Here is a 20,214-nt window from a genome sequence, read left to right as displayed (position 1 = left end):
CCCCTACACCAGGCTCAGCACCGATCCCGGGCGCGCCAGGACCCCGCCGACGTCGGTGAGGAAGTGGGCCGCCTCGGCGCCATCGACGAGGCGGTGGTCGAAGGAGACGCTCAGCGTCATGACGTGCCGCAGGGCGATCTGGTCCTGGAACTCCCACGGCTGCCGACGGATCGCGCCCATCGCGAGGATCGCCGCCTGGCCGGGCACCAGGATCGGCGTGCCGGTGTCCACGCCGAGCACCCCGATGTTGGTGATCGTGATCGTGCCTCCGGTCAGGTCGGCCGGCGTCGTGGTGCCCGCCCGCGCGGCCTCGGTCAGGGCGGCGATCGCGTCGGCCAGCTCCGGCAGCCGGAGCCGGTCGGCGTCCTTGATGCTCGGCACCAGCAGCCCGCGCGGGGTCGCCGCCGCGATGCCGAGGTCCACGTAGCCGTACTGGACGATCTCGCCGGCGCTCTCGTCCCAGTGCGCGTTGAGCGTGGGGTTGCGGTGCAGCGCGATCGTCACCGCCTTGGCCACCAGCGTCAGCACGGTGATCCGGTGACCCGCGAGCGAGCGGTCGGCGCGGAACGCCTCGAGCAGCTCGATGGCCGGGGTGACGTCGACCGTGAGCGAGGTCGACGCGTGCGGAGCCGTGAACGCGCTGGCCACCATGGCCGCGGCGGTCTGCTTGCGGACGCCCGCGACGGGGATGCGGACCTCCCGCGCCGTGCTGTCCGGCTCGGCGCGGGGCGGAGCGGGCTCCGCCTTCGGGGCCGGGGTCCGGGCCGGGGCCGGGGTGTGCGGCCTGGGCCGGTGCGCGCTGAGCGCCGGGCCGTTGCCCGACACGATCCGGAGCACGTCCTCGCGGGTGATCGCGCCGTCCGTGCCGGTCCCCTCCACCCAGTCGAGGTCGACGCCCAGGTCGTGCGCGAGCTTGCGGACCAGCGGATTGAGCGTGCCCCGGGGGACGCCCGGGCCTCGCGGTGCGGGTTCGGCGACCGGGTGGCCGGCCGACCAGCCCGCCGACCGGGACCGACGCGTCGGCCTCGTCGACCCCTCGACCAGCGGCCCGTACCCGACCAGCACGGACACCCGCTCGGGCGCCGCCGGCGGGTGCGGGTCGTCGACCACGGCGGGGACCTCGACGGCGATCGTCAGGAGCGGCGCGCCGACGGGAACGGTCGCTCCGGGCGCGACCAGCAGCTCCGCCACGACCCCGGCGTAGGGCGACGGCAGCTGGACCAGCGCCTTCGCCGTCTCCACCTCGGCCACCACCTGGTTGAGCTCGACGGTGTCGCCGACGGCGACCGTCCACTCGACCAGCTCCGACTCCGTGAGGCCCTCGCCCAGGTCGGGCAGCGTGATCGTCCGGACCGTGGTGCTCATGACGCCCTCCACCCTGTCAGGGAGCTCGCTCTGCCCAGGACGCGGTCGACGGCATCGAGGATGCGGTCGAGGTCCGGCAGGAAGTGCTCCTCCACCTTCGCCGCCGGGTACGGCGTGTCGAACCCGGTCACCCGCTCGGGGGCCGCCCGGAGCGCGTCGAAGCAGCGGTCGACGACCCCCGCGACGATCTCCGCACCGAGACCGCCGCTGCGCTGGGCCTCGTGCGCGACCACCAGCCGACCGGTCTTGCGCACGGACGCCTCGACGGTGTCGAGGTCGAGCGGCGACAGCGAACGCAGGTCGACCACCTCGATCGACAGCCCGTCGTCCCGCGCCGCGAGCGCGGCGTCCCGGGCGGTCACGACGAGCGGGCCGTAGGCGACGACCGTGGCGTCGGAACCCTCGACCACCACCCGCGCGCGGTCCAGCGGCAGAGCGTCGTGCACGGTCTCCTCGACCTCGCCCTTGACCCAGTAGCGCCGCTTCGGCTCGAAGAAGACGACGGGGTCGTCGCACGCGATCGCCTGCCGGATCATCGTGTGCGCGTCCTGCGGACCGGCGCACGTGACCACGCGCAGACCCGGGGTGTGCGCGAAGTAGGCCTCGGGCGACTCGGAGTGGTGCTCGACCGCGCCGATGCCGCCGCCGTACGGGATGCGCACCGTGATGGGCATCCGGACCGCGCCGCCGGTGCGGTAGTGGATGCGCGCCACCTGCGTGACCAGCTGGTCGACGGCGGGGAACACGAAGCCGTCGAACTGGATCTCGACCACCGGGCGGTACCCCCGGTACGCGAGGCCGACGGCGACGCCCATCATCCCGGACTCGGCCAGCGGTGCGTCCATCACGCGGTCGGCGCCGAAGTCGCGCTGCAGCCCGTCGGTCACCCGGAACACTCCCCCGAGCCGGCCGATGTCCTCGCCCAGCAGCACCACGGTCGGGTCGTCGTCGAGCGCGTGCCGCAGGCCCGAGGTGAGCGCCGCGGCCATCGTCATGGTGGCCATCAGGCGTCGCCCCCCTCGAACATCGCCAGGTAGGCGGCGTACTGGCTGCGTTGCCGTTCCAGCGGTGCGGTCGGTTCGACGTAGACGTGGTCGAACACGCTCAGCGGCTCCGGGTCGGGCAGGCCGTAGCAGGCCTCGCGCATCGCGGACGCGAACGCGTCGGCCGTCCGAGTGATCGCTGCGGTGCGCTCCTCGGGCAGCCGCAGGAGGCGCTCGAGCCGGGCGATCGGGTCCTTCGCCGCCCACGCCGTCTTCTGCGACGGCTCGACGTAGCGGGTCGGGTCGTCGGACGTGGTGTGCGGACCCATCCGGTAGGTGACCGCCTCGATGAAGGTGGGGCCGTCGCCGCGTCGTGCCCGGTCCAGGGCGACGCGCGTCGCGGCGAGGACGGCGAGGACGTCGTTGCCGTCCACCCGGATGCTGGGGATGCCGTAGCCCCCCGCGCGCTCGGCGATCGGCCGCTGCGCCTGCAGGTCCACGGGCTCGGAGATCGCCCACTGGTTGTTCTGGCAGAAGAAGACGACCGGCGCCCGGAAGCTCGCGGCGAACACCATCGCCTCGTGCACGTCGCCCTTGCTCGTGGCGCCGTCGCCGAAGTACGCGACCGCCACCGAGTCCACCCCGTCCTTGGCGCAGCCGAGCGCGTACCCGGTGGCGTGCAGGACCTGCGAGCCGATCATCACCTGCGGCGTCGCCATGCCGATGCTGCGCGGGTCCCATCCGGACAGCGCGGTTCCGCGCCAGACGCGCACGAGGTCACGGGGCTGCGCGCCGCGGCAGTACGCCACACCGTTCTCGCGATAGCTGGTGAAGACGAAGTCGTCGTCGCGCAGAGCCCGGGCCGAGCCGATCTGCGCGGCCTCCTGGCCCAGCAGCGGCGGCCACAGCCCGAGCTGCCCCTGCCGCTGGAGCGCGACGGCCTCGGTGTCGAAGCGGCGCGCGACGACCATGTCCTCGTAGAGGCTGGTGAGCTGCTCGTCGTCGACGTCGGCGACCACCGGGTCGTACACGGGGTCGTCCCGACGGACGCCGTCTGGCGTCACGAGCTGGACGAGATCGCCGGTCAGGGGCTGTTTCGTCGGCCGGGCAGGACTGACTGACACATCTGAACGCAACATGTTTCGCTCCGTTGGGGTGGCGGAGCCGTCGCTCTTGTGAAGCTGGGCCCCATTGCCTGATGTATCGCCAATGTAAGTCCACGAGAGCCGTCATGCCCATGCTTGGAGCGGGTGTCGTTTACCCCGAGTGCGCCAGGCGCGACCGGCGCACGGAGTAGCCGAAGTACACGACGAACCCCACGACGAGCCAGATCAGGAACCGCAGCCACGTCTCCACGGACAGGTTGAGCATCAGGTACAGGCACACCGCCGCGGACACGAGCGGCAGGACCGGCACCCAGGGCACCCGGAACGAGCGCGGCAGATCGGGACGCTTGCGGCGCAGCACCAGCACGCCCAGGCTGACCAGCACGAACGCGCTGAGGGTGCCGATGTTGACCATCTCCTCGAGCACCCCGACGGGCGTCAGGCCCGCGACGAGCGCCACGACGACGGTGACGACCACCGTGATCACCCAGGGCGTGCGGAACGTCGGGTGCACCTTGGCCAGCACGACGGGCAGCAAGTGGTCGCGGCTCATCGCGAAGATCACCCGGCTGCCGCCGATCATCAGGGTGAGCACCACGGTGGTCAGGCCCGCGACCGCGCCCGCGGAGATCACGGTCGCCATCCAGTCCTGGCCGTGCGCGGTGAACGCGTTCGCCAGTGCCGCCTCGGGGTCGAGCTTGTCGTAGCTGACCATCCCGGTCACCACGATCGAGACGGCGCAGTAGAGGATCGTGCAGATGATCAGCGAGCCGATGATCCCGATCGGCAGGTCGCGCTGCGGGTTGCGGGTCTCCTCGGCGGTCGTCGCGACGACGTCGAACCCGATGAACGCGAAGAACACGAGCGCGGCGCCGGCGACCACCCCGCCCCAGCCGAACGTCGAAGGCTCGACGCCGGCGATCGCCTGCAGGAGCGGCTGGGTCAGCCCGGTGGTCGCCTCCGTGGCCTGCGCCGGCGGGATGAACGGACGGTAGTTGTCCCGGGAGATGAACTGGATGCCGGCGACGATCACGAAGAGCACCACGAACAGCTTGAGCGCGACGAGCACGAGGTTGACCCGCAACGACTCCTTGATCCCGATGGTGATGAGCACCCCGAGCACGACCACGAGCGCGATGGCCGGCAGGTCGACGACGCCGCCGTACCCGATCGACTCGGGGACGGTGACGCCGAGGTTGTCGAGCAGAACCCCGAGGTACGCGCTCCAGCCCTGCGCGACGACGCTGGCGCCCAGGAACATCTCGAGGATCAGGTCCCACCCGATGATCCACGCGAAGATCTCACCGAGGCTCGAGTAGCTGAACGTGTAGGCCGACCCGGAGACGGGGACGGTCGAGGCGAACTCGGCGTAGCACATCGCCGCGAGCGCACAGCAGACCGCCGCGAAGACGAAGGACAGGACGATGGCCGGTCCCGCCACCTGGTGCGCCGCCCGACCGGTCAGCGTGAAGATGCCCGCGCCGATCACCACGCCGACGCCGAACACGATCAGGTCGAGCGCGCTCAGCGAGCGCTTGAGCTTGAACTCCGGCTCCTCGGAGTCCGCCATCGACTGCTCGACGGACTTGGTGCGCAACAGGCTCATGACCAGCTCCCCCGACTCGCCCCTGATGGTCAGGAAAAAGTGTCGCGGAACCTGGGGGGTCGCGCGCGACGGGTCGCTCCGCGCGCGCCGCACGTCGAAGTGGGACTACCGTCCAGTCGTCCGAATTGCCCCCTCAGGAGGAGATGTGACATGCGAGCACGCACCCGACGCTCGGTGATCGTCGCGACCGCGGTGGCCGCGACCCTCGCCGCGGCCGGCACCGCCTACGCCGTCACCGCCCAGCCCGCCATCTCGACGTCCACCCCGCACTCGGCCGACCAGGTCACCAACATCGACGTGCTGCGCCAGCAGATCCGCAACTACTACGGCGACCCGCTGGGCACCGGCGTGTTCGACCCGCAGGGCAACTACGCCAAGGAGGCGTCCGCGGTGGCCGACTCGGGCGCGCACTGGCTCGCCGCCAAGCAGCACGACCACGGCCACTGGGCCAAGGGCGACAACGCGACGAAGGCGATCGTCCTCGACGTCGACGACACCACGCTGACGACGTGGAACTACGAGCTGGTCAGCAACTGGGCCTACAACCCGACCACCAACGCCGACTACGTGAACGGCCAGCTGTTCCCCGCCACCCCGGGCATGGTGGCCATGGCCACCGCGGCCGCGCAGGAGGGCTACGCGGTCTTCTACCTGACCGGCCGACCGACCTCCCAGGAGGCCGCGACGCTGGGCAACCTCACCGCCGACGGCATCGGTGTCGACGCCGGCTACCCGGCGCCCACGGCGCTCAACGACGGCGAGGACGGTCTGTTCACCAAGCCCGACGTCAGCGCCTACCCGGACTACCTCAAGGCGGCCTGCGCCGCCGACCCGGGCGGCAAGTGCACGACGATCCACTACAAGTCCGCCACCCGTGCCCACATCGAGTCGCTGGGCTACGACATCGTCGCGAACTTCGGCGACCAGTACAGCGACCTCAAGGGTGGCTCGGCGGACCGGACCTTCAAGATGCCGAACCCGAACTACTACCTGCCGTGAGGCGGTAGCGCGTCACGCGCATGACGTGGGACCGCTCCGCCAGCAGCGAGCGGAGCGGTCCCACGGCCCGTCGTCAGACCGGCCGGTACAGGTCCGCGGCGAACCGGTAGGCGTCGCCGCGGTACTTGTTGAAGCCGATGAGCACGGGGGTGCCGTCGCTCGTGTACGCCACCTCGTCGCCGACGAGCACCGCCGCACCGACGGTGGTCTCGAGGAGCCGGGCCAGGTCGGCGTCGGCCAGCGCCGCCGTCAGCGTGTACGCGGACCGGTGGATGGCGATCCCGCACCGCGAGCGCAGCTCGTCGTAGAGCGACGCGTCGGTCAGGTCGGCCTCAAGCAACCCAGCCGCCCGATGCTCGGGCAGAACGACGACGTCGAAGCACACCGGTGTGCCGTCCATCCCGCGCAGCCGGTCGATCTGGATGACCGGTGAGGCCGGAGCGATGCGCAGCTTGTCGGCCTCGTCCATGGTGGCCGGGCGCACCTCCTGGCGCAGGACCCGCGCGGTGGGACGCAGACCGCGCGCGTGGGCCATCTCGCTGAAGGTCTGGAGCGTGCTGGGGGGCTCCCCGATGACCTGGCGCGGCACGAACCAGCCGCGCTGGGCGGAACGGTGCACCTGCCCCTCGGACTCGAGCCGGCCGAGGCCCGCCCTCAAGGTCGCTCGGCTGACGCCGAGCTCCTCGGAGAGCTCCCGCTCGCCCGGGAGGCGTGCGCCGGCCGCGAACCGACCCACTCGGAGGTGATGCGCCAGCTGCTCGTAGGCATGCTCGGCTGCCCTGGTTGTCGTCACGACCGGAACGGTACCAGTTGACTAACTGGATCACCAGTGGTTGGTTCTGGATCACGACTGGACTAACTGGTTCATTCCTTGTTACGGTCCTCCCATCGGTCGACGGGGCGAGGATGCCCCGCCGGGTGACACACCCGGAGATGGCCAGAACGCATCGGAGTGATGATGAGGGTTCACCGTGTACGTGCCGCAGCGACCGTTGTTGTGGCTGCAGGCATCGCGCTGACGCTGGGGGCGTGCGCGCCCAGCAGTGGGGGCACCGCGGCAGACGCACCGACCGACGTCTCGACGGACGTCGCGTCCGCAGGAGACGTCACGATCAAGCTCACCGACTTCTGGGGCTCGGCCGAGGGCGACTGGGTCGACGCGGTCATCCAGGACTTCGAGGCCAAGTACCCGAACGTCACGGTCGCCCGCACGTCGGAGGACTGGGGTCAGCTCAACTCGACGCTGAACCTGCAGCTGCAGGATGCGTCCGGCCCGGACATCGCGACGGCGAACAACGGCTGGGCCTCGCTCGGCACGCTCGCCAAGGGCGGTCTGGTGCTCAACCTGGACTCCTACGCGAAGTCGTACGGCTGGGACACCAACGTGCCCACGACGATCCAGCGGCAGAACAAGTTCACGACCGACTTCTCGACCATGGGTGACGGGTCGTGGTTCGCGACGCCGGTCGCCCGCGCGTCCCTCATCGGCCTGTACTACAACGCCGACAAGCTCAAGGCGCTGGGAATCGACCCGCCCACGAGCCTGGCCGAGCTCGAGACGGCAGCCGCCAAGGCGAAGGCCGCCGGCGAGGTGCCCTTCGAGTACGGCAGCATGGACGGCTCGACCACGGCCCTCCTGGGCGTCCAGGCGTTGCTCGCCGACAAGACCAAGCTCAACGACTACACCTACGGCGATGCCTCGGTGAAGGCGACCGACGTCGCGATGACCGACGCCATCACGACCGTCAAGAAGTGGGCCGACGAGGGCTACTACCCCGACTCGTTCGAGGGCATCGACTACCAGACCGCCGTCTCGAACTTCGTCGGCGGCCAGGGCGTGTTCCGCTGGGAGTACACCGGCTCGCTGGGTCTGAACGCCGAGCAGCAGAAGCACTTCGGCTACATCCAGCTGCCCCAGGACGGCGGCTCGACCGTCGGCGTGGGCGCGGCCCCGGGCGCGCTGGTCGTCTCGGCGAAGAGCAAGCACCCGGACGTCGACGCCGCCTTCCTCGACTTCCTCATGTCGCCGACCTCGGCACAGAAGGCGGCCGACCTCGGACTCGTCCCCGCGCTCTCCAAGGACGTGAAGGTCCCCGCCACCTCGCTGAGCCTGACCGGCGAGTCGGCCGGAGCCGCGGCTCTCGACAGCGACGACGGCTACGTGCCGTACTTCGACTGGTCCAGCCCGACGATGCTCGACACCCTCAGCCAGAACATCCAGCTCGTCTACGCCGGCAAGATGACCCCGGACGCCTTCACGGCCGCCGTGGACACCGACCGGGACGCGTTCCTGGCGCAGCAGGGCTGATCCATGACGACGTCAGCGCACAGCACGACCGCACAGGATGCCGCGGAGCCCCGCTCCGGGCAGCGGTCGGACGAGCGCTCGTCCCAGGTCCACCGGTCCCGGCGCCGCTCCGTGCGGAGCCGGAACCGGTGGGTCGGGCTCGCCTTCGTGGCGCTCCCGCTCGTCGCGTACGGGTTCGTCGTCCTGGTCCCCCTGGCGCAGTCGATCCAGTACTCGTTCTTCAAGTGGGACGGCGTCTCCACGGCGACCTGGGTCGGCTTCCAGAACTACGTGCACTTCATCACCGACCCGGTCCTGCGCTCGACGCTCGGGCACGTTCTCGTGCTCATCTGCTTCTTCGCGCTCCTGCCGATCGCCCTCGGTCTGTTCTCGGCGGCGCTGCTGACCCGGGCCAAGCAGCCCGGCATGGCCGTCTACCGGTGGATCTTCTTCCTGCCGCAGGTCATGACGACGGTCGTCGTCGCGCTGGTCTTCAAGCGGATCTACGCGCCGGACGGGCCGCTGAACACCGTTCTGCGGGCCGTCGGGCTGGACTCGCTGACCCGCGTCTGGCTCGCGGACTTCACCTGGGCGCTCCCGGCCCTCGGGCTCGTGGGGACGTGGGTGACGTTCGGCTTCTGCATGGTGCTGTTCATCTCCGGCACGTCCGCGATCGCACCGGAGCTGTACGAGGCCGCACGGATCGACGGTGCCGGCCCCGTCCGCGAGTTCTTCGCGGTGACGCTGCCCGGCCTGCGCGGCCAGATCGCGATCGCCCTCACGCTCACCATCACCGCGGCACTGAGGACCTTCGACCTCGTCTGGGTCACCACCCACGGGGGGCCAGGGACGTCGACGCTCACACCGGCCGTCGCCCTGTACAAGGCGGCATTCCAGAACCCACAGGTAGGCCTCGCGGCGGCGATCGGCGTGACGATGGCGGCCCTGTGCCTGGTCATCGCGCTGATCATCACCCGCGTGGCGGAGAGGGACTGACGTGACCAGGAACAGCGAACGAACAGTGAACTACATCGTCCTGACGGTCATGGCGATCCTCGTGCTCTTCCCGGTCGCCACCTTCCTGCTCGCGGCGCTCAGCCCGGAGCGCTCGGGGAAGCCGGTCGGGGTCCAGAGCTTCTCGTGGAGCAACTTCTCGACGGCGTGGCAGCTCGCGGGATTCTCGCGAGCCATGGTCGTCTCGCTCACGATCGCGGTCTGCGCGGTCATCGGGCAGGTCTTCCTGGCCGTGCTCGGCGGGTACGGGTTCGGCGTGCTCGGGGTCGTCGGCGAGAAGGTGATCTTCCCGGTCATCCTGCTCGGCATGATGATCTCGACCGAGGCGATCATCGTCCCGCTGTACTACCAGTTCAGGGCCGTCGGGCTGACGAACTCCATACCCGGGATCATCTTGATCCAGCTCGGCATGGGCGTCCCGTTCGGCGTCTTCTGGATGCGGGCCGCGTTCCGCTCGCTGCCGCGCTCGATCTTCGAGTCGGCCGCTCTGGACGGCGCCGGACCGCTGCGGATGCTGCGCCTGATCGCGCTGCCGATCATCCGGCCCGCGATCTACACGCTCATCCTGCTGAGCTTCATGTGGATCTGGAACGACTACTTCCTGTCCCTGGTCTTCCTGCACGGCGCCAACCAGACCGCCACGGTGGCGCTCGGCGTCTTCCAGGGCAAGTACGTGACCCAGATCAACCTCATGGCTGCGGGCGGCATCCTCGTCGCCGCCCCCGTGCTGATCCTCTACGTCCTGTTCCAGCGCAAGTTCATCTCCGGGATGCTCGCGGGCGCCATCAAGGAGTAGCAGCAGCGCCCTGCCCATCCGACCCAGCAAACTTCTCAGGGGTACTGCAGTGACACTCGAACCCATGCTCTTCTCCGACGCGGACGCCGTCGGCGACGCGGTCGCCGCGATGGTCGTCGACCGCCTGGCCGCGACAGCCGGCGGCGGCAAGCCTTTCCTTCTGGGCTGCCCCGGTGGCCGCACCGCCTCGTCGACGTACCGGGCGCTCGCGCGCCACGCCGGCGACGGGGTCGACCTCTCGCGGCTCGTCATCGTGATGATGGACGAGTACGTCGTGCCGACCGACGACGGGGGTCTGCGTCGCGTCGACCCCGGTGAGTCCTTCTCGTGCCTGGGCTTCGCGCACCGGGAGATCCTCGAGCCGATCGCCGCGGCGTGCCGGGCGGCCGGCACGACGCCCCCGAGCGAGGTCTGGATCCCCGACCCCGCCGACCCGGCCGCGTACGACGAGCGGATCGCAGCGGCCGGAGGCGTCGACCTGTTCCTCCTCGCGTCGGGCGCGAGCGACGGGCACATCGCCTTCAACCAGCCGGGGACGCCGCGACCGACGCGGACGCACGTCGCCCCCTTGGGCCTGGCGACGCGCCGCGACAACATGGAGACGTTCCCGGCGTTCAAGCAGCTCGAGCTGGTCCCCGAGCACGGCGTCACCGTCGGCGTCGACACGATCGCCTCCCTGTCCCACGAGGTCGTGATGATCGTCTCCGGCGAGCACAAGCGGCACGCGTTCCACCGCCTGGCCTCGGCCGACGCCTATGAGTCCGACTGGCCGGCGACCGTTGCCGTCGAGTGCAAGAACCCGACCCTCGTGGCGGACTCCGCCGCGGCGGGCCGCTGACCACACACCCAGAACCTCCCGCAGGACGATCGAAGGAAGCGCACAACATGGCAGCCATCAAGCTCGTGTACATCGGGGGTGGATCCTCGCGCGGCGCGGGGACCATGGCCTCGTTCCTGGCCCACGCCAAGGACTTCGCCGGCTCCGAGGTCGTGATCCAGGACGTGAACCCGGACCGCCTGCAGGCGGTCGAGACGATCGCGACCAAGATCGCTCGGGCCCAGGACCTCGACATCACCATCAGCTCGACGACGGACCGCCGCGCCGCGCTCACGGACGCCGACGCGGTGCTGTCGAGCTTCCGTCCCGGCAACTTCGCGGCTCGCGCCCTGGACGAGCGCATCCCGCTCAAGCACGGCGTCATCGGCCAGGAGACCCAGGGCCCGGGCGGGTTCTTCATGGCCCTGCGCTCGATCCACATCTACGAGGACATCGTCCGCGACCTCGACGCCGTGGCGCCGAACGCGATCCTCTTCAACTACACCAACCCGGTGAACATCGTCTCCCAGGCCGTCACCAAGTTCACCGACCGCACGATCTGGTCGATGTGCGAGGGCCCCATCGTGTTCCCGAAGACCGTGCTCCGGGCGGCCGGGCTCGACATCGACAAGGCCGAGATCGTCATGGCCGGCGTCAACCACAACGTCTGGTCGACCGAGCACACCTACGACGGCCAGGACCTCATGCCCCTGCTGGACGCCGCCTGGGCGGCCCGCAAGGACGACCCGACGCTCAGCACCCTCGCCAAGCGCATGCTGCAGCTCGCCGTGACGATGCGCTCGGTCCCGGCCGACTACTTCCAGTACTACTACTTCCGCGAGGAGGTGCTGCGCGAGCTGCAGGGCGCCCGGACCACCCGCGCAGAGGACCTGCTCGCCGCCCTCCCCGGCTACTGGGAGCACTACGAGGAGCAGTCGCGCGTCGAGGTTCCCGACCTGGACCCGAAGCGGTCGCGCGGCGGCATCCACGAGCTCGAGCTCGCGATCGACGTCATGAGCGCGCACTACAACGACACGGGCGCGCGTCTGCCCGTCAACCTCCCGAACGTCGGGGGCGCGCTCCCCGGGTTCGACGAGGACGTCGTCGTGGAGATGTGGTGCACGGTCGACGCCCAGGGCGTCAAGCCGCTCCCCCAGAAGCCGCTGCCGCACGCCGTGCGCGGCCTGGTCCAGCAGCTGGCCGAGTACCAGTACCTCGCGGCCGAGGCCGCGTGGAAGGGCACCCGTGCCGACGGCATCCGTGCGCTGGCCGCGAACCCGATGGTGCCGACGCTCCGCGTCGCCGAGGAGCTCTACGACGAGATGGCGTACGCCCACCGCGCCTACCTGCCCGAGCGGCTGCTCGCCTAGGCATGAGCGACGCATACCTGGCGCTGGACGCCGGCAACTCCAAGACGGTCGCCCTCGTCGTCGACGGCGAGGGCACCGTCCTGGGGCGCGGCCGCGGCGGCAACGGCGATATCTACGGTGCGGCCAGCGTCGACGACGCTCTCGCGGCCGTGCTCGGAGCCGTCGGCGACGCCCTGGCCGACGCCGGGCTCGCGCCGGACGACGTCGTCTCGGCGGCGTTCCGCGTCGCGGGCGTCGACTACCCCGAGGACGCACGGTTCTGGGACGAGCACCTGCGCGAGACGCTCGGCGCGATCGGGCGCTGGAGCATCCTCAACGACGGCTTCGCGTCGCTGCGCCTGATCGACGGCACCGGCGTCGGGCTGTCGATCACGGTCGGCACCGGGCCCGCGCTCGCTGCCCGCTCGGCGGACGGCCGCGAGGAGTTCTCGGGCATGTTCATGTTCGACGACCTCGGCGGCGGGGGCCTTGGCAACGCGGCGCTCGCGGCCGTGACCCGGGCCTGGATGGGGATCTCGCCGCCGACGGCCCTGACCGACGAGCTCACCACGATGTTCGGCGTCGAGGACGCGTGGCACCTGCGCCACGCCTTCACCCAGCGGTTCGGCGCCCGACCGAGGCGCGACCTGTGGCAGGCGTCCCGCGTGGTCCTGGCCGCCGCCGGCGCCGGTGACCCCGTGGCCTGCCGGATCGTGGTGGACCAGGCCGGGGCGTTCGTCCGCTACGCGCAGTGGTGCGCGCAGCGGGTCGGCGTCGACCTCGCATCCGGCGAGCTGCCCGTGCTGCTCAACGGGTCGGTCGCCACCTCGGAGCACCCCGCGATGCGGGACGCCCTCGTCGCCGGGCTGGCACGCGTGGCACCCGCGGCGCCGGTCAGCGTGGCGGTGGCCTCACCGCTCTGCGGCGTGGTGCTCGACGCGCTCGCCGAGGGCGGGGTCGAGATCACGCCCGACCTGCTCGCCCGCGTCCGGGACGACCATCCCGACGACTTCCTGATCACCTGAACCCGGAGGACCACCCCTGATGAGCACGCCCCCGTTCGACGTCGAGGCTGTCCTGGCCGCCCTCACCCTCGAGGAGAAGGCCTCGCTGCTCTCCGGGCACGACGACTGGTACACCGAGACGATCGACCGTCTGGGCGTGCCGGCCATCGAGGTCGGCGACGGCCCGCACGGCCTGCGCAAGGAGACCGGCGTCGACATGGTCTGGGTGCCGGCCACCGGCTTCCCGACCGCGTCCGCGATGGGCGCCTCGTGGGACCGGGACCTGGTGCGACGCGTCGGGCAGGCGATCGGCGAGGAGGCGCGGGCCGAGGGCGTCCAGGTCGTGCTCGGCCCGGGCGTGAACATGAAGCGCTCCCCCTTGTGCGGGCGCAACTTCGAGTACTTCTCCGAGGACCCGGTGCACTCCGGAGACCTGGGAGCCGCGTACGTCGAGGGTGTCCAGTCGGTCGGCGTCGGAACGTCGCTCAAGCACTTCGCGGCGAACAACCAGGAGATCGAGCGGACGCGGATCTCGGTCGAGGCGGACGAGCGCACGCTGCGCGAGATCTACCTCTCCGCGTTCGAGCGCGTCGTCGAGCAGGCCGACCCCTGGACGGTCATGTGCTCGTACAACCGGCTGCACGGGCTGCACGCCTCGGAGAACCACTGGTTGCTCACCGAGGTGCTGCGCGACGAGTGGGGGTACGACGGCGTCGTCGTCTCCGACTGGAACGCGGTCCACCACCGCGTCCCCGCACTGCTGGCCGGCCTCGACCTCGAGATGCCCGGCACGGGCGGTCGCACCGACGCGGAGATCGTCGCGGCCGTGCGGTCGGGCGCGCTCGACGAGTCGGTCGTCGACAGCGCGGCGCGCAGGGTCCTGCAGCTCGTCGTCCGCGCCTACCCCGGCCCGGACCAGGTGAACGGGCCGGTCATGGACCTGGGCGCTGCGCCGGGCGACGCCCTCACGGAGACGCAGCTCGAGCTGCTGGGCGCCGACGCGCACCACGCGCTGGCCCGCGAGGCCGCCGCCGGGTGCATCACGCTCCTGCGCAACGGGCCCGCGGCGTCGCCGGTCCTGCCCCTCGCCGTGGACGGCGACGCCCGGATCGCCGTGATCGGCGCGTTCGCCGACCGCTTCCGCATCCAGGGCGGCGGCTCGTCCGGCGTCAGCCCGACCCGCGTCGAGAACGCGCTCGACTCGATCCGTGCGCTGGCCGGCGACCGCGTGACCTACGCGCCCGGCTACGTGCACACGCCGAAGGACGACTACCAGGACGACCTCGACTCCTACCTGGCCGCGCACGGCGCGACCTTCGTCGACGACGGCTCCGGGCCCGCCCGGCGGTCGGCCGCGCTGGCCCGTGCCCTGCGCATGGCGGCGGCCGCCGAGCACGTCGCGGCGGCCCCGCCGTCCCCGCGGGCGGAGCGACTGATCGACGAGGCCGTCGCCGTGGCCGCCGAGTCCGACGTCGTCGTCGCCTTCGTCGGCCTGCCCCTCGCGTTCGAGCAGGAGGCCGACGACCGGACGACGCTCTCGCTGCCGTCCGACCACGTCGCCCTCCTCGGCCGGCTCGCCGACCTCGGAAAGCCCGTCGTCGTCGTCCTGTCGAACGGCGCCGCGATCACCATGGACCCCTGGCACGACCGCGTCGACGCCATCGTCGAGGCGTGGCTGCCCGGTCAGGCCGGTGCGGCCGCCGTCGCCGACGTCCTGTTCGGCCGGGTCAACCCGTCCGGCAAGGTCGCCGAGACGTTCCCCCTCGCCGTTCAGGACTCGCCGGGGTACGTCACCTGGACCGGCGAGCGCGGCACCGTGCAGTACGGCGAGGGCGTGTTCATCGGCTACCGCTGGTACGACGCCCTGCTCCGCGACGTGCGCTACCCGTTCGGGCACGGCCTGTCGTACTCGACGTTCGCGTACTCCTCGCTGGACGTCGAGGTGCTCGACCCGGCCGCCGGCGACGTGCGCGTGACCTGCACGATCACCAACACGGGCTCCCGTGCCGGCCAGGAGGTCGTGCAGCTGTACGTCGGCGACCCCGACGCCGCCGTGCGTCGCCCGGTGCGTGAGCTCAAGGGGTTCGAGAAGGTCATGCTCGAGCCGGGCGCGTCGACGACGGTCGTCTTCGCGCTGGCCAACCGCGACTTCGCGTACTGGGACGTCGCCGCGACACGCGCCGACGGACGCTCCGGCGAGTGGCGCCGCGAGGGCGGCGAGTTCGTGATCGCCGTCGGCGCCTCGTCCCGCGACCTGCGGCTGGACGCGAGCATCACGCTGCCCGACGACGACCGCGTCTCGCCGCTCGTGCCCGACTCCGAGCTCCTCCTCGCCCGGGCGTCTCGATTCACGGAGGGCCACCACGGGTAGTCGTCCCCGCGACCTCCCCACCACCCGGCCCCGTGACGGGGGCCGGGTGGCGTCGTGCGCTCGGCTCGGTGCTCGCCGTTCACCGGCCCGTCGCCGAGAAGTGCTGATAGTCGGTGGGTGACGACCAGTCGCCGCCCCAGCCCCACCCGACGGACGCGAACGCCCGCACCACGAGGTCGTCGTCGTGGATCACGCCCGGCAGGTCCGGGCGGCCGGAGAATGCCGCCCCGGCGGAGGGCGCGACGTGGCGGCCGACGACGTAGGGGTTCTCTCTCGGGTTGATGTCGATCGCTCGCCCGTACGCGTGCTCGGACCAGCCCGTGCCGCCGGTCACGGCGCGGCAGTTGAAGGCGGACGTGTTGTCGGCGTCCATCGACGCGTCGTCGCTCGCGCCGAAGTCGTCGACGAGCCTCATCGACCGGACCGGATAGCCGGCGTCCCAGAGCGCGTGGAACACCGTGACGATGTCGTCTGCCGCGTCGGCGTGCACGACGACCTCACCCTGCGCCACCTCGCCGGCGAAGCCGTGGTAGCTCACGGTCACGTAGCGCAGGTCCTCGAGTGCCACGGGGCATCCGGGCCGCCAGGACGACGACATCCGCGACGCCAGGTCGGGCGTGATGGTGGCGATCGTCGAGCGGAACGCCGGCGGCGCCGGTGGCGCCGGCGCCGGTGTCGGTGTCGAGGTCTGGATCGGGGGCGGCGGTGTCGACTTCTGCGGCGCTCGCGTCGCGGTGACGTCCGGTGGGGCGGTGGACGGCGCGAGCGGAGCAGCCGGGTCGCAGGCGCCGAGGACCGCGACGGCGAGGACGACGCACGTCGCAACGACGACGTGCGATCCGCGACGACCCATCGGCCCAGTATCGCGACCGCTGCGCCATCGGCTGGCTCTCGCCCGTCGCGAGATCGACCAACACACCTAGAGAGTCAGGCCCCGCGCGATCGGGACCCCCGGCCGGTAGGCCAGGTGCCGGTGGCTCGGGGCGTCGAGGACGGCCAGGTCGGCGCGGGCGCCCAGCCGCAGGTGTCCGACGTCGTCCCGACGCAGGGCGTGCGCACCGCCCAGCGTCGCCGCGCGCAGGGCCTCCGCGACGGTCATCCGCATCTCGCGGACCGCCAGGGCGATCATCAGTGGCATCGACGTCGAGAAGCACGTCCCGGGGTTGCAGTCGCTGGCCAGTGCGACCTCGACGCCCGCGTCGAGCAGCCGGCGCGCATCGGGATACGGAGAACGGGTGGAGAACTCGACGCCGGGCAGCAGGGTCGCGACGGTGTCGGAGCCGGACAGGGCGTCGACGTCGCCTGCGGACAGGTACGTGCAGTGGTCGACGCTGGCGGCGCCGAGCTCGACGGCGAGCTGCGCGCCCGGACCGGGACCGAGCTGGTTGCCGTGCACGCGCAGGCCGAGACCCGCCGACCGAGCCGCCAGCAGGACGACCCGGGCCTCGTCCCCGTCGAACGCGACCGGGCTGGCGGGCTCGCAGAACACGTCGGCCCACCGGGCATAGGGAGCGCAGGCAGCGAGCATCGGGCCGGTGACCAGCGCGACGTAGTCGGCCCGCTCGATCCCGTGCGGGACGACGTGCGCGCCGAGGAACGTCGTCTCGACGGTGACCTCGCGGGCCAGCCGGAGCAGACGCTCCTCGGTCGCGACGTCGAGGCCGTAGCCGCTCTTGATCTCGAGGGTCGTCGTGCCCTGGGCCCGCGCTTCTGCGGCCAGCGCGGCCAGCCGCGCCCTGAGGGCGACGTCGGACGCCGAACGGGTGGCCGCGACCGTCGTCGCGATCCCGCCGCCGGTGTACGGGGTGCCGGCCATGCGGGCCTCGAACTCGGCGGCCCGGTCGCCGGCGAAGACGAGGTGCGTGTGGGAGTCGACGAAACCCGGGACGACCGCCGCGCCGGCCAGGTCGGTGCGACGGTCCGCGGCGGGTGCGTCCGCGGCCGGGCCCGCCCAGGCGACGCAGCCGTCTTCCGCCACGAGCGCGGCGTCGAGCAGCGGACCGTCGAACCGTGGGTCGTGCGTGACGAGCTCGCCGATGCCCGTGAGCAGGTGCGACGTCATCGGGCCTCCTCCCAGGCGGCGCGGATCGCCGTGCCCAGCATGGCGCCCACGTCGCCGAGCACGTGCCGACCTGCCTCGACGCGCACGACGCCACCCGCCACGACCGTGTCCACGTCGGTGCTCCCCGCGACGAGCACCAGCTGCGCGGGGTCCGCGCCGGCGGTCCGCGGGGTGTCCGTCCGGACCGCGACCAGGTCGGCGGGCGCGCCGGGGGCGAGTCGCCCTCCGGTCGGGTCGCCGAGGCTCGTGTGTCCGCCCGTGGTCAGCAGCGTCATCAGGTCGGCCGGGGTGAGCACGCCCCGCGTCTCGGCGGCGAGGCGCCCGTGCAGCTCGACGGACCGCGCCTCGGCGAGCAGGTCCGTGCGCACGTGCTGGTCGCTGCCCACCGACAGGCGGGCGCCGGCGGCGTGCAGTGCGGCCCCGGGCGCGATCCCGTCGCCGAGGTCCTGCTCCGTCGACGGGCACAGGCAGACGCCGGTACGCGTCGAGCCGAGGATCGCGACGTCCTCCGGCGTGAGGTGCACAGCGTGGACCGCCGTGGTGCCGGGGCCGAGCGCGCCGGCGTTCTCGAGCACCCGCGTCGGCGTCGCGCCGAAGGTGGCCAGCGCCTGCTCGTTCTCGAGGCGCTGCTCGGACAGGTGGACGTGCAGCGGGCGGCCGCTCGCGTGGGCGGCGATGGTCGGCAGGTCATCGAGAGGGACGGCCCGCACGGAGTGGATCGCGGCGCCGACGGTGAGCGTCTCGTCCGGCCGGATCGCGGCGACGCGGGCGGCCCACGCGTCGGCGTCGGCGTCCCCGAACCGCAGCTGGGCGCCCTCCAGCGGCGCGTCGATCCCGCCCGTGAGGTAGGCGGTGTCGAGCAGGGTGATCCGCAGGCCGGCGTCGCGTGCGGCCGTGCGCAACGCCTCGGCCATGACGTTCGGCTCCGCGTAGGCCCGGCCACCCGGTGCGTGGTGGAGGTAGTGGAACTCCCCCACCGCGGTGACCCCGGCGAGCACCATCTCGGCGTAGGTCGCGCGGGCGAGGTCGAGGTAGGCGTCCGGCGTCAGGGTCGCCGCGAGCGTGTACATCCGCTCCCGCCAGGTCCAGAACGTGCCGCCGCGGTCGTGCGTCCGCCCGCGCAGCGCCCGGTGGAACGCGTGCGAGTGGGCGTTGGCGAAGCCCGGCAGGACGACACCCGGGAGACGACGGTCGGTGGGCTCTCGTGAGCCGTGTCCCACGGCCGTGATGCGACCGTCGGCGGTCTCGATGCGGACGTCGGCCGCCAGGCCGTCCGGCAGCCACGCGTGCTCCGCCCAGTAGGTGGTCACGCGAGAAGCCGGCCGAGCGTCGCGGTGAGCGCGTCGATGCCCGCCAGGCAGTCGGCCTCGTCGGCGTCCTCGGCCGGCGCGTGCGAGACGCCGGACGGGTTACGGACGAAGAGCATCGCCGTCGGGATGCCGGCCGAAGCGAGGATGCCCGCGTCGTGGCCCGCGCCGGTGCTCAGCCGGGGGGGACCGCCGAGCGCGTCGACGACCGTGTCCGCCAGGTCGGCATCGAGCACCGTGACCGGGGTCCAGGACTCCTGGGCCGGTGCGTAGCCGGCGAGCGAGTCGAGGACCGCCCGGACCGCGGACTCGTCCTCCGCCCGGACGTCCAGCCACGCGGTGACCTGCGACGGGATCGCGTTGACCCCGTTCGGGTCGACTCGGAGCTTGCCGACCGTGGCCAGCGCGCCGGCGTCGAGCGCGGCATTGCGGACGTGCCCGACGAACGCCGCGAGGTCGAGCATCGGGTCGCGCCGGTCGGCCAGCGGGGTGGTGCCGGCGTGGTTGGCCTCGCCGCGCAGCTCGACGCGCCAGCGGCCGTGCGGCCAGATCATCCGGCCGACGCCGACGGGGTCGCCCGTGTGCACCAGCCCACGGCCCTGCTCGACGTGCAGCTCGACGAAGGAGGCGATGCGCCGCAGGGTGTCGGGGTCCGGGCCCAGGGTCGACGGGTCGCGGCCCGCGGTGGTCAGGGCCTCGGCCATCGTCACGCCGTCGGCGTCCTTGAGCGATCGCGCCCGGTCCGCGTCGAGGACCCCGGTGATCAGGCGCGAACCGGCGCACGCGACGCCGAAGCGAGCGCCTTCCTCGTCGACGAAGTTCGCGATGCCGAGCGGACGGGCCGGTGTCACGCCGCGCTCCATCAGCTGATCGAGTGCCGCGAACGCGCTGACCACGCCGAGCGGTCCGTCGAACGCGCCGCCGCCGGGCACCGAGTCGAGGTGGCTCCCGGTGACCACACCCGGGGTCGCGTCCGGGTCACCCCACCACGCCCACTGGTTGCCGGCGCGGTCGATGACCAGGTCCAGGCCGCGCGCGGACGCCTCACCGGCGAACCACTCGCGGAGGGTGTGGTCTTCGCGGGTCCAGGCGAACCGGCGGTAGCCGCCGTCGTCGGAGCGCCCGACGCTCTCCAGGTCCGCCCACAT

Annotated in this window: 17 protein-coding genes; 8 read left to right on the top strand and 9 right to left on the bottom strand. The window is 72.0% G+C overall.

Annotation, left to right across the window (positions count from 1 at the left end; all coding sequences use genetic code 11):
* Window positions 1–3: 3 nt before the first annotated feature.
* The 4 genes from ACPPVS_RS05305 to ACPPVS_RS05290 all read right to left on the bottom strand — a co-directional run bounded on the left by ACPPVS_RS05305 (window position 4) and on the right by ACPPVS_RS05290 (window position 5,060).
* Entirely contained in the window at window positions 4–1,365 is a 1,362-nt protein-coding gene (locus tag ACPPVS_RS05305) for a dihydrolipoamide acetyltransferase family protein (protein WP_426594989.1), read from the bottom strand.
* Window positions 1,362–2,369 (bottom strand): alpha-ketoacid dehydrogenase subunit beta, encoded by a 1,008-nt coding sequence (locus tag ACPPVS_RS05300; RefSeq protein ID WP_426594988.1) that lies wholly within the window; start codon window positions 2,367–2,369, stop codon window positions 1,362–1,364. The genes ACPPVS_RS05305 and ACPPVS_RS05300 overlap by 4 nt, the downstream gene beginning before the upstream one ends.
* The gene (pdhA, locus tag ACPPVS_RS05295; protein WP_426594987.1) at window positions 2,369–3,487 is read right to left on the bottom strand and encodes a pyruvate dehydrogenase (acetyl-transferring) E1 component subunit alpha; all 1,119 of its coding nucleotides are present in this window, start codon (window positions 3,485–3,487) and stop codon (window positions 2,369–2,371) included. Before pdhA ends, ACPPVS_RS05300 begins: the two co-directional genes overlap by 1 nt.
* Before the next feature lie 118 nt (window positions 3,488–3,605).
* Entirely contained in the window at window positions 3,606–5,060 is a 1,455-nt protein-coding gene (locus ACPPVS_RS05290; RefSeq protein ID WP_426594986.1) for an amino acid permease, read from the bottom strand.
* Window positions 5,061–5,210: 150 nt separating this feature from the next.
* Here ACPPVS_RS05290 and ACPPVS_RS05285 point away from each other — a divergent pair, with 150 nt between their 5' ends.
* Window positions 5,211–6,059 (top strand): HAD family acid phosphatase, encoded by an 849-nt coding sequence (locus ACPPVS_RS05285; RefSeq protein WP_426594985.1) that lies wholly within the window; start codon window positions 5,211–5,213, stop codon window positions 6,057–6,059.
* Window positions 6,060–6,132: 73 nt separating this feature from the next.
* Here ACPPVS_RS05285 and ACPPVS_RS05280 read toward each other — a convergent pair whose 3' ends face one another.
* Complete coding sequence (locus ACPPVS_RS05280; RefSeq protein WP_426594984.1) at window positions 6,133–6,852, bottom strand: GntR family transcriptional regulator; 720 nt, start codon at window positions 6,850–6,852, stop codon at window positions 6,133–6,135.
* 204 nt (window positions 6,853–7,056) lie between these two features.
* On the opposite strand from ACPPVS_RS05280, the gene ACPPVS_RS05275 reads away from it, so the two are divergent.
* The 7 genes from ACPPVS_RS05275 (at window position 7,057) to ACPPVS_RS05245 (ending at window position 15,697) form a co-directional block, all read left to right on the top strand.
* A complete protein-coding gene (locus tag ACPPVS_RS05275) occupies window positions 7,057–8,367 on the top strand; it encodes an ABC transporter substrate-binding protein (protein WP_426594983.1) in 1,311 nt (436 codons plus the stop codon).
* Between the two features lie 3 nt (window positions 8,368–8,370).
* Window positions 8,371–9,342, top strand: coding sequence for a carbohydrate ABC transporter permease (locus ACPPVS_RS05270; protein WP_426594982.1), 972 nt, complete (start codon window positions 8,371–8,373; stop codon window positions 9,340–9,342).
* 1 nt (window position 9,343) lies between these two features.
* Window positions 9,344–10,156 carry a carbohydrate ABC transporter permease gene (locus tag ACPPVS_RS05265; protein WP_426594981.1) on the top strand — a complete coding sequence of 271 codons (813 nt, stop codon included), beginning with the start codon at window positions 9,344–9,346 and terminating at the stop codon, window positions 10,154–10,156.
* A gap of 64 nt (window positions 10,157–10,220) precedes the next feature.
* The gene (locus tag ACPPVS_RS05260) at window positions 10,221–10,994 is read left to right on the top strand and encodes a 6-phosphogluconolactonase (RefSeq protein WP_426594980.1); all 774 of its coding nucleotides are present in this window, start codon (window positions 10,221–10,223) and stop codon (window positions 10,992–10,994) included.
* 47 nt (window positions 10,995–11,041) lie between these two features.
* Complete coding sequence (locus tag ACPPVS_RS05255) at window positions 11,042–12,343, top strand: hypothetical protein (RefSeq protein WP_426594979.1); 1,302 nt, start codon at window positions 11,042–11,044, stop codon at window positions 12,341–12,343.
* Between the two features lie 2 nt (window positions 12,344–12,345).
* On the top strand, window positions 12,346–13,347 hold the full coding sequence (locus tag ACPPVS_RS05250; RefSeq protein WP_426594978.1) for a hypothetical protein: 1,002 nt from the start codon (window positions 12,346–12,348) through the stop codon (window positions 13,345–13,347).
* A gap of 19 nt (window positions 13,348–13,366) precedes the next feature.
* Complete coding sequence (locus ACPPVS_RS05245) at window positions 13,367–15,697, top strand: beta-glucosidase (RefSeq protein ID WP_426594977.1); 2,331 nt, start codon at window positions 13,367–13,369, stop codon at window positions 15,695–15,697.
* 79 nt (window positions 15,698–15,776) lie between these two features.
* Here the strand turns inward: ACPPVS_RS05245 and ACPPVS_RS05240 are convergent, their stop codons facing one another.
* From ACPPVS_RS05240 to ACPPVS_RS05225, 4 genes are all read right to left on the bottom strand, one after another.
* Complete coding sequence (locus ACPPVS_RS05240; protein ID WP_426594976.1) at window positions 15,777–16,550, bottom strand: M15 family metallopeptidase; 774 nt, start codon at window positions 16,548–16,550, stop codon at window positions 15,777–15,779.
* Between the two features lie 66 nt (window positions 16,551–16,616).
* Window positions 16,617–17,759 carry an imidazolonepropionase gene (hutI, locus tag ACPPVS_RS05235; protein ID WP_426594975.1) on the bottom strand — a complete coding sequence of 381 codons (1,143 nt, stop codon included), beginning with the start codon at window positions 17,757–17,759 and terminating at the stop codon, window positions 16,617–16,619.
* Window positions 17,756–19,069, bottom strand: a complete 1,314-nt coding sequence (locus ACPPVS_RS05230) for a formimidoylglutamate deiminase (RefSeq protein WP_426594974.1) — start codon at window positions 19,067–19,069, stop codon at window positions 17,756–17,758. The genes hutI and ACPPVS_RS05230 overlap by 4 nt, the downstream gene beginning before the upstream one ends.
* Entirely contained in the window at window positions 19,066–20,214 is a 1,149-nt protein-coding gene (locus ACPPVS_RS05225) for an allantoate amidohydrolase (RefSeq protein ID WP_426595884.1), read from the bottom strand. Before ACPPVS_RS05225 ends, ACPPVS_RS05230 begins: the two co-directional genes overlap by 4 nt.

Source organism: Cellulomonas sp. McL0617, assembly GCF_049994875.1.
Classification (GTDB): Bacteria; Actinomycetota; Actinomycetes; order Actinomycetales; family Cellulomonadaceae; genus Cellulomonas.
Note: the sequence above shows the minus strand (reverse complement) of the source record. Positions and strands in the feature narration are given on the sequence as shown.

Excerpts from the sequence above, each read along its gene's own strand:
- ACPPVS_RS05305 (WP_426594989.1), bottom strand. The coding sequence starts at position 1,365 with ATGAGCACCACGGTCCGGACGATCACGCTGCCCGACCTGGGCGAGGGC.
- ACPPVS_RS05300 (WP_426594988.1), bottom strand. The coding sequence starts at position 2,369 with ATGGCCACCATGACGATGGCCGCGGCGCTCACCTCGGGCCTGCGGCAC.
- pdhA (WP_426594987.1), bottom strand. The coding sequence starts at position 3,487 with ATGTTGCGTTCAGATGTGTCAGTCAGTCCTGCCCGGCCGACGAAACAG.
- ACPPVS_RS05290 (WP_426594986.1), bottom strand. The coding sequence starts at position 5,060 with ATGAGCCTGTTGCGCACCAAGTCCGTCGAGCAGTCGATGGCGGACTCC.
- ACPPVS_RS05285 (WP_426594985.1), top strand. The coding sequence starts at position 5,211 with ATGCGAGCACGCACCCGACGCTCGGTGATCGTCGCGACCGCGGTGGCC.
- ACPPVS_RS05270 (WP_426594982.1), top strand. The coding sequence starts at position 8,371 with ATGACGACGTCAGCGCACAGCACGACCGCACAGGATGCCGCGGAGCCC.
- ACPPVS_RS05260 (WP_426594980.1), top strand. The coding sequence starts at position 10,221 with ATGCTCTTCTCCGACGCGGACGCCGTCGGCGACGCGGTCGCCGCGATG.
- ACPPVS_RS05255 (WP_426594979.1), top strand. The coding sequence starts at position 11,042 with ATGGCAGCCATCAAGCTCGTGTACATCGGGGGTGGATCCTCGCGCGGC.
- ACPPVS_RS05250 (WP_426594978.1), top strand. The coding sequence starts at position 12,346 with ATGAGCGACGCATACCTGGCGCTGGACGCCGGCAACTCCAAGACGGTC.
- ACPPVS_RS05245 (WP_426594977.1), top strand. The coding sequence starts at position 13,367 with ATGAGCACGCCCCCGTTCGACGTCGAGGCTGTCCTGGCCGCCCTCACC.
- ACPPVS_RS05240 (WP_426594976.1), bottom strand. The coding sequence starts at position 16,550 with ATGGGTCGTCGCGGATCGCACGTCGTCGTTGCGACGTGCGTCGTCCTC.
- hutI (WP_426594975.1), bottom strand. The coding sequence starts at position 17,759 with ATGACGTCGCACCTGCTCACGGGCATCGGCGAGCTCGTCACGCACGAC.
- ACPPVS_RS05225 (WP_426595884.1), bottom strand. The coding sequence starts at position 20,214 with ATGTGGGCGGACCTGGAGAGCGTCGGGCGCTCCGACGACGGCGGCTAC.